The organism is Colwellia sp. BRX10-3, from assembly GCF_014077505.1.
In the GTDB taxonomy this organism is placed as follows: Bacteria; Pseudomonadota; Gammaproteobacteria; order Enterobacterales; family Alteromonadaceae; genus Cognaticolwellia.
Map to the genome: position 1 here is coordinate 89,436 of NZ_JACGWA010000011.1, position 14,013 is coordinate 103,448.

A 14,013-nucleotide genomic window follows, 5' to 3' on the forward strand; every position below is an offset into this window, starting at 1 on the left:
AACACCTTGTAGCTTTCAGCATAGCTAAATAGCCGCTATACAAATTAGTCATTTATTTTATATATAAACATTAAAAAACATTAGCTTATTTTAGCCGAATAATTTGTAAGAAGTTTGCTTATTTGTGCTTTTGGAGTTCTCGCTAAGCGCTTGATTAAACTAAAGGGGATATTATCTAATCCGTAACGTTCGCTCATATCATTTAACATTATTATCCACAATTCAGCGGTCATTTCTGCATCGAATAACGCTCGATGAAAACTGCCATCGGCGGCAATATTTTTATAATTAATTAATGTGCCTAACTTATGGTTTGGCGCATCTTGATAAATCCGTCGCGATACTAATAATGAACAAGTAAATTCGCCTAAAACATGACGCCCTAAGCGTGAAAATTCAGCGGCGAGAAAACGAGAATCAAAAGAGGCATTGTGCGCTAATAAATTACTCTCGCCTATAAAGTCAGCAAAGTCGGTCATTACGTCTGCACAAGGAAGAGCTGAAGCCAACATGTTGTTGCTAATACCGGTATAGTTTTCAATAAAACTATTGATGCGACGACCTGGATTCATCAAAGCTTGAAATCTGTCAGTAACAATGCCATTTTCGAGTTTAACCGCACCAATTTCAATCGCGCGATCACCCTGATCAGGTGATAAGCCCGTGGTTTCAAAATCAAGTACGACAATTGAGTTAGCTAACACTAGTGCTTCCTTTAAAACTAATGTATTAAATATCACGAAATTATCTCATAGTTTTTTTAACAGATACATTAACATCGATAGGTAGGGCTATATTAATACGCTTAATGTCAAAGGGTCTAAAATGCTCTGTATTTAGTAACCGTTTTTTGGCTATAAGTCACAAACACAAAACACTTAACATCTCTCCATAGTATATACCTGGTCATGTTTGATTAAATGCTTGTTTCTAAGCTATTATTACCAAGTCTGTATATATCATTACAATGTAAATCCACTCGCTAAAAAACTTATAACGGGGATCAAAAATGCGCTACAGTTATTTAGTATTTATAGTTTTATCTTCACTGTTTACTCTAACCAACAGTTTAGCCACTGAAAACAACACTCCATCGAACCGCTTTAGTGCAATGCGGGTATTTGATATGGAATATGCAACCGACCCTCAGATCTCGCCCGACGGTAAGCACATTGCTTATGTACGTCACTCAATGGACAGAATGAGCGATAAAGACCAAGGCCACATATGGCTGATCGATATTTCTGATGGTACACACCTCCCCTTAATTGATAGCGAAGCGCCTTCTCATTCTCCTCGATGGTCACCAGACGGAAAAAGTTTAGTTTTTGTTAGCGCAACTGACGGTAAGCCTGAATTAAGGCTGTTTTATACTCAATCAGACCGAAGTATTTCATTAGCCCAATTTATTAGCGCTCCGTCACGTGCTACTTGGTCTCCTGATGGTAAACATATTGCTTTTAATATGTTTGTCAAAGGTAAAAGTCCGAGCTTTACCACAGCTGTTGATAAGCCCGAGGGAGCACAATGGAATGATGCCATGAAGTTATATGACGATCTCACATTTCGATTTGATGGAAGAGGTTATTTAGCTGAAGGTACCACGCAAGTATTTACGCTACCAATTGAAGGTGGCTCTCCCCGCCAGTTAACCCATGGCGATGCAGATATGAATGCATCAGCTTGGTTAGATAAAGATACGCTTCTAGTCACAGGTAACACGGCAAAAGACCGAGACATGGATATCATTGAAAGCGAGATATACGCCATCGAATTGCTTGATTTGTCGATAACGGCATTAACCAATAGAGATGGTCCAGATGCTGGCGCTGAGGTTTCGCCCAATGGCAAATATATCGCCTATATTGGTTATGATGATAAAGTGCTGTCCTATCAGCAAAGTAATTTGTACATCATGAACGCAGATGGAACTAAAGCACGAGAAATAGCCGCTGATTTCTCAGGAAGTATCGGTCAAATAAAGTGGGAGTCGACGAGTAAATCTCTGTTATTTTCGTCTGAAGATCACGGGGTTATTAGCCTGTATCGTACTGACTTAAAAAGTAAGGTGTCAAAAGTATTTACTGGAATAGGTGGTGGTTCCATTGGGCGTCCTTATGCCAATGGTAGTTTCTCTATCAGTCAACAAAGTAAACCTAAAATTGCCTATATGGCAGGATTTTCTGATCGTCCAGCCGAAATTGGCTTGAGCGATTATAAAGGCAAAAAGCAACAAATTTTAACCAAACTGAACGATGATTTACTGCCTTATCTTGAGATGGCAAAAGTTGAAGAGATCAAAGTAAAATCTAGTCATGATGGCAAAGAAATTGAAGCTTGGGTCGCTTTTCCACCCGACTTTAAAGCCGATGGTAGCTTTCCAATGATATTAGAGATACATGGCGGACCATACACCATGTACGGCCCTTACTTTGCTAGCGAGATGCAACGTTACGCTGCTGAAGGCTATGTAACTGTTTGGGCCAATCCTCGTGGTTCAACAGGTTATGGTGAAGACTTTGCACTAGAAATTGACCGCGCTTATCCAGGTAATGACTATCACGATTTAATGAGTGTGGTGGATGAAATAGTGGCGCGTAAATATGTCAACGATAAACGACTATTTGTCACTGGCGGCTCTGGCGGCGGTATTTTAACCGCCTGGATTGTCACCAAAACCCAAAGGTTTGCTGCAGCAGCTTCGATAAAGCCGGTGATTAACTGGATGACAATGGCATTGGCCGGTGATATTGCCCCTTATGTTAGACGTCATTGGATACGTGAAGACCCTTGGTCTAACCCTGAAGCATTTCTAAAGTTTTCCCCTATTCGCTACGTTGATAAAGTTAAAACCCCAACTTTAATGATGGTAGGAGAAGAAGATTATCGAACACCTGCATGGGAAGCTGAGCAGTTCTATACTGCACTTAAAATGTTAGGTGTAGATACCGCACTAATTCGAGTGCCCAGTGCACCCCATTATATTGCGGCACGCCCTAGCCGTTTAATCGCTAAAACTGATAATATTATGGGCTGGTTTGCTAAATATGACATAGCGAAAAAAGATCAGCAGAATAAAACAACGAAGTAAGATTAATAGCATAAAATAGATGTGCGGCTTTTGATACACCTGCCGCACATTAGCTTACTACATAAAAATCAATTAATTAAAAAGTTTAAATGGCTGAATCCAAACTCCAGTTTGCTTTAGAACTATAGAAAGCATACCTTAACGCGTTAAAACATCGTCAATTTCGATGCACTTACCCGTGATATAACTGCCTATATCAAACACCAATAATTCCATCAATCCCACAACTTCACCTGGTAGTCCAAGCTTACCCATAGGTATTTGAGAAACGAGTTTAATGACCACCTCAACAGAGGGGCGAGTATGATTTAATTTTAAGAATAGAAAACCAAAAGCCATTTGTATACGTATATAAATTTATAAGTAACTGACTGGATATTTATATGTTTTCATTATTTAGCAATCACGCAACTAAAAAATTAAACAAAAGTTATGAAGAGAAACTTACAAAAGCTATTTGTGCACAAAAAAAAGGCGATATAAGCGCTTTCTCAATATTCACTGAAGAAGCATTGAGCATTAGACAAAAAATACAAGCATTAGAAAAGCCTGCAAAATCGTTACCTTAGCTATTAAGATAAATCAGCCGTTTACCTCTATTATATTTGAACTGATAAATTCATTCATAAAGTAATATATTGCAATTAAACTAGCTCGATGAAATTACTAAGGTTTAATTCAGAAAAATATTATAAGTGCTGTATATACATTGAATTTAAATAGCTTATTTTTATTAAAGTTAATAATGTGAATATAATAAATAAGCACTATTGAGAGGCAACATAGTTAATTTTCCATTATTTCTGGCATATAAACCAACTGTTCAGGTCAATTAACAACCAAACAAAAAGTGTAATAAACTCAACTATTATTTGAAGTTTCTAACGCTTTAATTTGAGACGCTATTTCCTCAGCTTCAGCAGTGATCATGGCATAACCTTTAATATCGCCGTTTCTTTGGGCATGCATAGCTTGCTCAAGTTTAGCTTCATAGCGTTTGTTTAATTTTTTTAATGGATCTGACTTAAATATTGAAAACATAAATAATGACTATTTGGTAAGTTGTTTTAGATTATACGACTTAAAAGGCATTTTAGTTTTTATTAATTGCACTTTCGTTAATAAAAATTGATCAAATATGAACTTGGTACTAATTAACCGGCAATTGTTTGTTACTCCTTACACGAAAAATAGTGAGGCGATTTTAGTTGTTATCTATGGTATTTAAACCACTTCAAGATGGAAATTTAATTGGGATTAGAAACCTTTGGGGAGTAATTTTTATATTATCGCCAAGGGAGAAATTATTTAATCTGATTGGTATAATATAAACCTAACTATTTAAGAATAAATCCAATATGTTACAAATACTCGCTCTTTGCACTCTGCTTATTCTCATATTTACCTTGCTACCCTTATGGAGAAATCCGCATTGGATTATCAGAGGTATGGACTTCCCGCGTTTGCAGTTTATGATATTTGCCGCTGCTTTACTGATTGCCCAACTGCTGTTGCTAGATCGAAATACAGTAACCTCTCAAGCCTTAATTTTTGCAACTGCTGTTTGTTTGTTCTGGCAATTGTGGTGGATATTACCTTTTACCTGTTTATGGCGCAAAGAGGTTCAAACTTCTAGTGATAACAGTGCGGATAAACAACTGAGCATACTGACATCGAACGTATTAACCCCTAATCGTAACGCCGATGCGTTAATCGACTTAGTTAATCTACATCAACCTGATGTGCTCGTTACGTTAGAATCTGACCAATGGTGGGAAGACAAGCTCAAAGTCATTGAAACAGATATGCCTTACAACGTTAAATGCCCGCTCGACAACCTATATGGTATGCACGTTTATTCACGACTGCCACTAGAAGAACAAGAAATATGCTACTTAGTTGAGCAAGATATTCCATCGATACACGTGTGTTTAACGCTACGAACAGGCGATAAAGTGCGCGCCCATTTTCTTCATCCTGCGCCGCCTAGCCCAACAGAAAATGCGGAATCGGCTGAACGAGATGCAGAATTAGTGATGGTTGCGAAAAGTGTTGCCAAGAGTAACCAACCGGTGATAGTAGCCGGCGACCTTAATGACGTTGCTTGGTCTGCAACTACTCGATTATTTCGTAAAATTAGTGGTTTATTAGATCCACGCGTAGGTCGTGGCTCGTTTAACACCTTTCACGTAGATTTCCCGATTGCCCGCTGGCCATTAGATCATTTATTTCACAGCTCGCACTTTACTCTGCACGATATTCAACGCTTACCCTCGATTGATTCGGACCATTTTCCATTGCTAACTAGATTATCATTTACTTCACCACAGGGCAGTAAACAGCAAGGTATAAAAGCTGAACCGGAAGAAGAAGAATGGTCAGAAGAAATCATTGATGGACAACAAGTCAGTAAAAATGATGTGCCAACGCCTGCTGAATGAAACTAAAGCTTATTGCTTTTGCTTTAAAGACATTATTAGCTGATAACCACTTAAAGTTACATTTGTTTATCAATACGCACAGTGCCATTAGCGAGATAAATCATGCGAACATCATCTTTTCGCTGAAATAACATACGGTGATCTAAGTCTTGTATCACCATATATTCATCACCGTTATGCACTTTGATCATTAGCTCAACTAAAAGCAGGGTTTTCTCATGGTATTTTGGAGTTTTGTCATGAGCTATTGAACCACCAATAATAGCACCTAATATTGTTGCTACACCTCGGCCACCACCGCTACCAAATTGATTGCCAATTGCACCACCTATTAATGCGCCACCAAAAGTTTTCCAACCGGAGTTTTTATCTTGGATAAGCTCCTGCTCAGTAATGTTACGAACTGACGTTACTTGACCAAATAACACTTTTTCAACTGGCACAGCTTTATTACGCTCATAATCCGCATTAGCAAATGGGATTAGTGCCAACCAACAAATTAACGATATAGTGATTATCTTCATTTCGCCCACTTATTCTTGATAAACAACATCTTTAGTTAGCTACTTAGGAATCAATTTTTATTTAAGTAGCTATCTAATTTTTAATGGTAATATCCATTATATATCTAGCTTTAAACTTACCAACCCACCGATTCTTTCGCTTTGGTTTTACGAATTTCGGTTTCGTCTGCCCATTCGACTAAACCACTTTCAAGGTCCATTAAACGCAGTGTAAATTTGTAGTAAACGTCTGACTTATCTTGGTTACTTTTTACGATACTCGATAAGTTGCCATATAACATATATTGCGCGCCGATTTGGCGGCCAAACTGTGTGGCTTTATTTGGGTCAACCATGCCCCCGTCATGTTGAAATTTAAGTTGTTCACGTGCTGCTTCTACTCGGCCCATATCAACAAAGCGAAACTTGCCAGAGCGCAAAAGCTTGGTAGAAATAGAGTCGGTGATTGACTCAGTATCGATATGCTCACTGGTTTTGTTTTTTAGGCGTTCTACAAACATTACCGGGCGAGTGTTTTGCGTTAATGTGCCAACAACGGGCGATAACAGTAAAGAATCGGTCATTTGGGCTGCAACTTTTTGTAAATCAGTTGAACCAAAGTTAATATCAGTAGTTTCTACTGCGGTGGCATCACCATAGCGAACTACTGATTTATTAGCACAACCCGCTGCGAATACTAGAGTTAAGCCAAGTGTTGTTACCAGTGCTAATTTATTCATAATGCTTTTCCTTAACGATTAATATTTGTATGCTTTCTCAGGGATTTCGCGAACATAAACACTAAAAGTGCTGACATTAATATTCGGCGCTAACCCTCGTAAAGTTGTTGATTGTTTACCATGCAATTCTAAAGGAACCCAAGGTGTTTTACCTGCTTCAATAACAAAGCCCGCTTCGTCAAACCAGTTGAAATGATACTGTAATTTTTGCGATTTTTCATAACGGCTGGTCAATGTTAGATTTATTTCCAGTAAGTCATTACTTTTACGTGATTTAACGTCGCTGATAAATAATCGCTTCGCTAAATCAGTGTTATGTACTTCAAGGTGTTTACTAAAGTCATCGCCTTGCGTCATGGCACTGGTACCTGTGCCAGCGGTTACAGGAGGCTTTTTATTTGCACATCCTGCGATAACAATAGCACTGACTAATATCACCGCTAAGCTACCAGTAATTTTTTGACGAGTGCAGAGCGTATTTTTGCTAGTTAACATATTTCCTCCTGATTCATTATTCATTTAGAACTTTTTATAAATTAATCACTTGATAACTAGTATAGCTACCAATAGCGGAATAATTGATTAAGGTAATTCTATTTGGCTGTACATCTACTTCAATATGTTTTTGTTGTCCATTGACCTGCACTTGCAATACTTGCTTACCCGCCGGTAAATCCATGCGCACTATATCAACTTGATCAGGTAACGTAGACCAACTTCGAGTATCTGCTTTTTCAGAAGCAATATTATAAATACTGGCTAAAATATTCCCCACATCACCCGCTTCTCGGCTAAGTTTTTGTCGTACTTGTTCTTTGGCAACAACCCGCACCACTTGTCGAGTTAATAGTGACGGTAGTTGATCTTTTAAATCTTTCGCCGCTAGCGATTGAATACGTACAATTTCATTTGACTGATAGCTTTGTTCAGTACTTTTAAAGCTAATTTTGCTGTGTTGTGTTAAAGCCCCTTCATAAACGGGTAAAGAAAAACTGAAAAACTTTAATCCATAATTACTTCGACCTACCGGCAGGTTTAAGCCAACATCTTGCTTACTATTAATAATATCACGCTCAACAAGCACAACTACTTGTCCTTGACCTTTTGAATCTCGCGCTTGATACTTTCCAAAACGTTGTTGGAAGCTGGCTAAATCGTCTTGCATAGCTAACTTGGTTGCTAAGCGCAAAACATCTTGCTGTAAATAGTTATTTTCTGGGTAGATTTCTATTGCACGTTTATAATCGATATAGGCATCATTTAATTCACCACTGGCTTCATACAAAATGCCAGAAAGATAAAAGGTAAAAGCATTTTGAAAGCCATTTTTCACCTTGCCAATGGCACTAACCATACTCGGATAGCCACCTTGTAAACTATCGGTACTCATACCTGAGTTATGTAACTCATTTTGTGCCTTATAAAGTTCATCTTTATAAGCTTTAAGCGCGTTCTCTTGTACCAAATTCGCGCGACGAATCTCAACTAACGCGCCAGATAAATCATGTTGAAATAAGTAGTTTAACGCTTGGTAACTGTGCAACATACCTTGTTCATAATAAGGTACTTCATAAGACGTAGCATTATCATTGCTGACCACAGCACCTAAATTTTCAAAGCCTTTACTAATTTGAATTTTTGCCTTGTTACGTTGATTTTCAACTTGAACATAAGCTTGGGCAAAGGTTTTTTGGCTTGCGGGCCAATTAGCGGCTAAAAACTGTAAGCGCCCTCTTTCAAGCAAACTTAATACATAAGTATTATTGCTTTGCTCACGTTCACCCAGTAGGTTTTGCGCTTTAAGAAAGTCGCCTTGTCGCTGTGCAGCTTTCACCGGTTTCATTTGGCTGTTGTAGCCCTGAAAAAGATCGGTGAGTTGAAATGTTGCGCAACCTGATAAAACGCTGATAATTGCGGTTACAAGAATACGCTTAGGTAGGTACTTGAACATTGAATTAACTTATTTCCATAAAAGTTTACTGCGCTTAATTAAGTTTCTATCAACAAATCTATATAAAATGTAGTTATAAGTAAAAGTAAGCTTATTTAAGGTTAGTAGCAATATTTACTTTGTTGAAAAATTTCAGAAAACTTGATTTAAGGGCGGAGAATATGGAACATTATCGCAGTATAGTGATGCACTTATTGGCAGGGTTACCAATAAGTGCTAATAGTGACTTAACACTGAATATTAATTAAATATGCTCCAATGTAAATGCTATATCTATTTTATTAGTGTGCTGTTTTCGTGTGCTAAGTCGTTGATATAAAATTGCGTTTAAACCAGTAGTCCAAACTGACATAGCGCCCGCCACCGATAAAAAACAATGCCAGTAACATAATAAAATATGTCGCTGCGAATTCAATACCGTTATTTAAAATAGTAATATTGCCACTACTCGTAAGCCACTCGTAATTACCATGCTCTTGTAAAATAGAAATAATCATTTCTTTTTTCTCAACAGTTGCCTCTACTCGCTCATTAGCAAATGGCGCATTGGCATCTGCAATCGCTTGCCAACCATATTGTCCGTGCACTGATGTCATAGCGATGAACATGGTAATCATCAAAGGAATAGCCATTAAACGTACGCCTAAGCCCAGTAATAATGCAATGGCTCCAATAACTTCCGCACCAACGGCTAAAATAGCGAGAATATATGGAAACGGCAAACCTAAGCCCCAATCGTCATTACCAAACCATTGCACAATATTGTCAAAACCGTCTATTTTAGTCGTGCCCGCCATCCAAAAAATAGGCACTAAATACAAACGTAATAATAGCGGAGCAAGAAAATCCAACTTTTTCGTGGAATTTAATATGCAGTAACCTTTGTTTAATAGTGCTTTTACCATGTTTATTCCTGTTTGCTTTAGTTGTTTATGGGGAACTATTTTATTTGACCCGATAAGTTACTGAGCAATTTCAAAATTTGTTAATAAAACGCACATTAAAGCAGTTTAATAAGTAATTTAACTATAAATAAAGTTTATCACCCTATAGCTAACTTTACTTATTATAAGGTTTCCACTTCCGCTAATGCTTGAGTAAATTCAGGTAATTCTAATTCAAAACATGCTTCATCTTCCTGCCAGTTAAGGCCGATAATAACACCGTCTTCTAGTAAGTCTTCAACCCAAAACTCCATCCAATCAGCAACCGTAATCGCAGCGGGTATATAATCAGCCCACTCTTGAACACAATGGCTATTAGCAAGTTTTTCAGTTGACCAAAGTGGCATTACTTCCGTATTTTCGAAGTTTACTGAATCAAGTACCACCCAATCTTCGCTGTTTTTGTCTTGTAACGCCCAAAGGGTTTGGGTGTCTTTAACTTGCTTTAAAAATGACTCTAATGTTGTTTCTGTGCTCATTTTTTCTAATACCTTAATAACGTTTTTTATATTATACGTGAATTGTATCTCTAGTTGTTAGCTTGTTGCGACACAGAGATATTCATTAGGAATAGCTGACATTAATGGCGATAAATGCGAACTCATGCTGCAAGGCTGCAACCAAGCATTGATGTCTTCAGGTAAAATTAACACCGGCATACGATGATGATATTGTTCGCACATGGAGTTTGGATTGGTGGTTAATGTCACCACTTGTGGCTGTGTTTTAGCGCCATAATAACTAACACCTGCCATATATAATGGTTGCTGCTGCACATGACTAAAGTAATATTTTTGCTTTTTACTACCTTCTTTTCTCCATTCATACCAACCGCTACAAGGTATTAAACAGCGATGTGTTGCAAAGGCTTGGGCAAATGTTGGTTTAGTTGCTACTGTTTCACTTTGAGCATTGATCAATAAGCGTTTAGACCATGATGGTTGAATACCCCATTGCATGTTAACTTGGCTAAGTTGTTCCTGCGACTGAACAATTGTGGATACATATTCACTTGGGCACAAATTGTCATTACTTTCGCTGTTAAAGTTAATACCTGTCGTTTTGCTTACAATTTCACATAACGGATGGTCAATAATATTAAGCCTGCCACACATGCTTTTATCCTTGTCTTTGATGCTTAAGCAATAGATGAATATTATCATCTAATAAGTTGTTAATAGTAACTTCAAGTTTCAAAATCAACCCTAAACTAAGCAGCATATTGAAGTGGAGCAGGTATACCTATTAAATTAACCATCTGTTAAGCTGCAGATATTCGTAACATAAGTAACAGAACAGTCATTGAAAATTGAGATTGTAAATAATATTTCTGATATTACTGAACAAGACTGGCAACGGCTAAACCGTGATCCTTCAGTGTTTTCAAATTATCAATTTTTCCAGTGTTTGGAAAGCAGTGGCTCGGTTTCTAATGAGCAAGGTTGGCAACCTCATCATTTACAATTACGTAACAATGATAACAATGAAGTTAACGCGATATTGCCTATGTACGTTAAATCTCATTCATGGGGAGAGTATGTTTTTGATTGGGCTTGGGCAGATGCTTATCAGCAACATAATATTCCGTACTACCCGAAACTAGTTGCTACCACGCCATTAACGCCAGTAACTAGCAATAAACTTCTCGCCAACAATGTTGCACTTACCGACGTTTTTGAGGTGTTAACTCACCATTGCCAACATCAACAGTTAAATAGTTGGCATTTATTATATTGCTCGCCAGCACAGCAAGAAACAGACGATGTTTACCAACGCAACACTGTTCAATTTCATTGGCTTAATTATAACTACCGAGATTTTGAAGATTTTCTCTCCCGTTTTACCGCCAGAAAAAGAAAAAACACTCGCAAAGAGCGCCTTTCAATAACACAACAAAACATCGAAGTTCGGCGTATTACTGGCAAAGATATTAGCAAAGAAGAATTAGCATTTTTCTATTTAACTTATCAGCTAACATATTTAAAACGCGGACATACGCCACATTTATCTTTTGAATTTTTTCAATCAATAATACAAAAGTTACCTGAACATATTTTACTGATCATCGCTAGCTGCAATGGTGAAGACATCGCCTGTGCTTGGTTCTTTTTTGACGACAAAAATTTGTATGGTCGCTACTGGGGTTGCACAAAGTCGTACAATAATTTGCATTTCGAGTTGTGTTACTACCAAGGCATAGAGTTTTGTATTGATAATAAGTTGAGTTTATTTCACCCAGGAACGCAAGGTGAACATAAAATACAACGTGGCTTTGAACCTAAACTGACCACCTCATACCATTGGATTAAACATGCGGGATTCAAACCGGCTATTAAAGCTTTTTGTTTGCAAGAACAGCAACAAATGCGCACTTATCAATCGCAATGCCAGCAACTATTGCCTTTTAATTCAAACGATGAAAGTCGTTAACCACATTAGTAACAATATGAATAAAAATTTGAGCCATCATTGGTGTAAACACTTGAGTAATAAATCATGAATAAGCCCTTTTCCCAAGCGTGCGAAAATAATAAAACCGCGATTTTATTACGGTTAGTCAATACCTTTAGCCAAAGTAAAACTGTTTTAGAAGTCGGCTCAGGCACGGGTCAACATGCGGTCTATTTTGCACCAAACATGACGTGGTTGAGTTGGCAAACCAGTGACATGATGTTAAATCATCAAGGCATCAGCCAATGGTTAAAAGAGTACCCTGCAGGTAACTTGCTTCACCCTGTTGAACTTGATCTAAACCACCCATGGCCTATTAAAAAAGTTGACGCCATCTACACCGCTAATACTTTACACATTGTAAGTTGGCCATTAGTACAAGCTTTCTTTAGTGGCGTATCACAACATTTAAATCAGCAAGGAAAACTGTGTATTTATGGGCCATTTAATTATCAAGGCAAGTACACCAGTGAAAGTAATGCCGACTTTGATATCTGGCTAAAAGAACGTGATAGCCAAAGTGCGATTCGCGATATTGAAGCCATAATAGCATTAGCTGAGAGTGCAGGTTTGTCGCTAGAATACGATCACGCCATGCCGGCAAATAATCGTTTATTGGAATTTAGCAAGATAGATTAAGCCTTACCCATTGGTATGGATAATTGTGGTAGAAAAGAAAAATGCGCGGTATAGGTGAATTCGCGCATTATTATATTCGATAGTTAGGCACCAACTATTTCAGATAACAATTTAGTTAACTAAGAATAGATAAGCTTGTAGTGGTTTACTAAGAGCGACTAATCTGGCACTTTCACTGAAATTTCAATCGACTTAGCGTCACCCGCAAGCCACTTCTGTAAATATACGCTACCCACAACTTCAGCCTTACCAGGCTCTGGTATTTCTTTGAATCGGATACTGTTTTTGTTTTCTTTTTCAAAAACGAGTTTAACATTAACTTCGGGCATTATATCGTCCTTTATGATTACGCTAGATTTAAACGTGCCGTTAACCAGCTGGCAATATCACGAATTTGTGTTGGGTGAACACTGTGCGCCATTGGATAAGTTTGCCACTTAACCGGGTAGTTTTTCGCTTTAAGTAAGGTATTGGCCATTTTGCCCGCACTTAATGGCACTACATCATCGTTATCGCCGTGTTGTTGCAAAATTTCAGTATTACTATTGGCTGCACTTAGTTGCTCAGGCAATGCATCAGCGTTAGGTAAATAACATGACAACGCCATAATACCCGCAAGCTTTTCAGGGTAACGCAAACCGGTAAACATACTCATCACACCGCCTTGGCTAAAACCGGCTAAAATAATATTGCTTGCAGGAATGCCACCGGCAACTTGCTCGGCAATTAATGCGCGCACTTTCACTTCAGACTCAAGCACACCGTCTATATCTGCACGATTATGCAGAACCATACTTTTAATGTCATACCATGAACGCATAACATAACCTTGGTTAATGGTCACAGGCTGCTCTGGCGCATGAGGAAACACAAAACGTACCGCATGGTTTTTAGGTAAACCTAGCTCCGGTACTATGGGCGAAAATCCCGCACCTGAGTCGCCTAAGCCATGTAACCAAATAACACAGGTTGTTGCAGGTAAGTTTGGTTCTATGGTAATTCGTTCTAATGGGACAGCAGACATGCATCTCTCTTTATAGTCGTTACAGTAAAATGCCGATATCATAACGTTTATACTGATTAATTAAAATATGCTCATGCAGGAGAAAATAATAATTTTGTCGTGAGCTATTTCTAGCTGTGTATTTAAATCAATGATTTTGATTGATACTATGACTTAACATCAATAAAGTAGCTTATCTCAAACGGATTAAAACGACATTGACCATGGATGAAGGAATGAAAACAAGCCA

The 14,013-nt window shown here is 38.0% G+C and carries 17 protein-coding genes; 5 read left to right on the forward strand and 12 right to left on the reverse strand.

Features of this window, described 5'->3' with window-relative positions:
• Nucleotides 1-80: 80 nt before the first annotated feature.
• Nucleotides 81-704, reverse strand: a complete 624-nt coding sequence (locus H4J38_RS14285) for a PolC-type DNA polymerase III (protein WP_182132678.1) — start codon at nt 702-704, stop codon at nt 81-83.
• Nucleotides 705-1,009: 305 nt separating this feature from the next.
• Here H4J38_RS14285 and H4J38_RS14290 point away from each other — a divergent pair, with 305 nt between their 5' ends.
• Complete coding sequence (locus H4J38_RS14290; RefSeq protein ID WP_182132680.1) at nt 1,010-3,091, forward strand: S9 family peptidase; 2,082 nt, start codon at nt 1,010-1,012, stop codon at nt 3,089-3,091.
• Nucleotides 3,092-3,229: 138 nt separating this feature from the next.
• Here H4J38_RS14290 and H4J38_RS14295 read toward each other — a convergent pair whose 3' ends face one another.
• Complete coding sequence (locus H4J38_RS14295) at nt 3,230-3,430, reverse strand: hypothetical protein (RefSeq protein WP_182132682.1); 201 nt, start codon at nt 3,428-3,430, stop codon at nt 3,230-3,232.
• A 44-nt stretch (nt 3,431-3,474) separates the two neighbouring features.
• Between H4J38_RS14295 and H4J38_RS14300 the strand changes: the two genes are divergently transcribed.
• Nucleotides 3,475-3,660 carry a DUF6435 family protein gene (locus H4J38_RS14300; protein ID WP_182132684.1) on the forward strand — a complete coding sequence of 62 codons (186 nt, stop codon included), beginning with the start codon at nt 3,475-3,477 and terminating at the stop codon, nt 3,658-3,660.
• A gap of 292 nt (nt 3,661-3,952) precedes the next feature.
• Here H4J38_RS14300 and H4J38_RS14305 read toward each other — a convergent pair whose 3' ends face one another.
• Nucleotides 3,953-4,132 (reverse strand): DUF6435 family protein, encoded by a 180-nt coding sequence (locus H4J38_RS14305; protein WP_182132686.1) that lies wholly within the window; start codon nt 4,130-4,132, stop codon nt 3,953-3,955.
• A gap of 317 nt (nt 4,133-4,449) precedes the next feature.
• Here H4J38_RS14305 and H4J38_RS14310 point away from each other — a divergent pair, with 317 nt between their 5' ends.
• Entirely contained in the window at nt 4,450-5,532 is a 1,083-nt protein-coding gene (locus H4J38_RS14310) for an endonuclease/exonuclease/phosphatase family protein (protein ID WP_182132688.1), read from the forward strand.
• A gap of 56 nt (nt 5,533-5,588) precedes the next feature.
• On the opposite strand, the gene H4J38_RS14315 is transcribed toward H4J38_RS14310, so the two are convergent.
• From H4J38_RS14315 to H4J38_RS14345, 7 genes are all read right to left on the reverse strand, one after another.
• Nucleotides 5,589-6,056: a glycine zipper 2TM domain-containing protein gene (locus H4J38_RS14315; RefSeq protein ID WP_182132690.1), complete on the reverse strand. Its 468-nt coding sequence runs from the start codon at nt 6,054-6,056 to the stop codon at nt 5,589-5,591.
• A 116-nt stretch (nt 6,057-6,172) separates the two neighbouring features.
• Nucleotides 6,173-6,775 (reverse strand): penicillin-binding protein activator LpoB, encoded by a 603-nt coding sequence (lpoB, locus tag H4J38_RS14320; protein WP_182132691.1) that lies wholly within the window; start codon nt 6,773-6,775, stop codon nt 6,173-6,175.
• Between the two features lie 18 nt (nt 6,776-6,793).
• Complete coding sequence (locus H4J38_RS14325; protein ID WP_182132693.1) at nt 6,794-7,270, reverse strand: YcfL family protein; 477 nt, start codon at nt 7,268-7,270, stop codon at nt 6,794-6,796.
• Between the two features lie 34 nt (nt 7,271-7,304).
• Nucleotides 7,305-8,726 carry a COG3014 family protein gene (locus H4J38_RS14330; protein WP_182132695.1) on the reverse strand — a complete coding sequence of 474 codons (1,422 nt, stop codon included), beginning with the start codon at nt 8,724-8,726 and terminating at the stop codon, nt 7,305-7,307.
• Between the two features lie 302 nt (nt 8,727-9,028).
• Nucleotides 9,029-9,631 (reverse strand): DoxX family protein, encoded by a 603-nt coding sequence (locus H4J38_RS14335; protein ID WP_182132697.1) that lies wholly within the window; start codon nt 9,629-9,631, stop codon nt 9,029-9,031.
• A 161-nt stretch (nt 9,632-9,792) separates the two neighbouring features.
• On the reverse strand, nt 9,793-10,149 hold the full coding sequence (locus H4J38_RS14340; protein WP_182132699.1) for a DUF2750 domain-containing protein: 357 nt from the start codon (nt 10,147-10,149) through the stop codon (nt 9,793-9,795).
• A 57-nt stretch (nt 10,150-10,206) separates the two neighbouring features.
• On the reverse strand, nt 10,207-10,785 hold the full coding sequence (locus tag H4J38_RS14345) for an SOS response-associated peptidase (RefSeq protein WP_182132701.1): 579 nt from the start codon (nt 10,783-10,785) through the stop codon (nt 10,207-10,209).
• A 187-nt stretch (nt 10,786-10,972) separates the two neighbouring features.
• Here H4J38_RS14345 and H4J38_RS14350 point away from each other — a divergent pair, with 187 nt between their 5' ends.
• The gene (locus H4J38_RS14350; protein WP_182132703.1) at nt 10,973-12,100 is read left to right on the forward strand and encodes a GNAT family N-acetyltransferase; all 1,128 of its coding nucleotides are present in this window, start codon (nt 10,973-10,975) and stop codon (nt 12,098-12,100) included.
• Between the two features lie 66 nt (nt 12,101-12,166).
• Nucleotides 12,167-12,760 carry a DUF938 domain-containing protein gene (locus tag H4J38_RS14355; protein ID WP_182132705.1) on the forward strand — a complete coding sequence of 198 codons (594 nt, stop codon included), beginning with the start codon at nt 12,167-12,169 and terminating at the stop codon, nt 12,758-12,760.
• A gap of 158 nt (nt 12,761-12,918) precedes the next feature.
• Here H4J38_RS14355 and H4J38_RS14360 read toward each other — a convergent pair whose 3' ends face one another.
• Together H4J38_RS14360 and H4J38_RS14365 are read right to left on the reverse strand one after the other, a co-directional pair.
• Complete coding sequence (locus H4J38_RS14360; protein WP_182132707.1) at nt 12,919-13,089, reverse strand: hypothetical protein; 171 nt, start codon at nt 13,087-13,089, stop codon at nt 12,919-12,921.
• Nucleotides 13,090-13,106: 17 nt separating this feature from the next.
• Complete coding sequence (locus H4J38_RS14365; RefSeq protein ID WP_182132708.1) at nt 13,107-13,784, reverse strand: alpha/beta hydrolase; 678 nt, start codon at nt 13,782-13,784, stop codon at nt 13,107-13,109.
• Nucleotides 13,785-14,013: the final 229 nt, after the last annotated feature.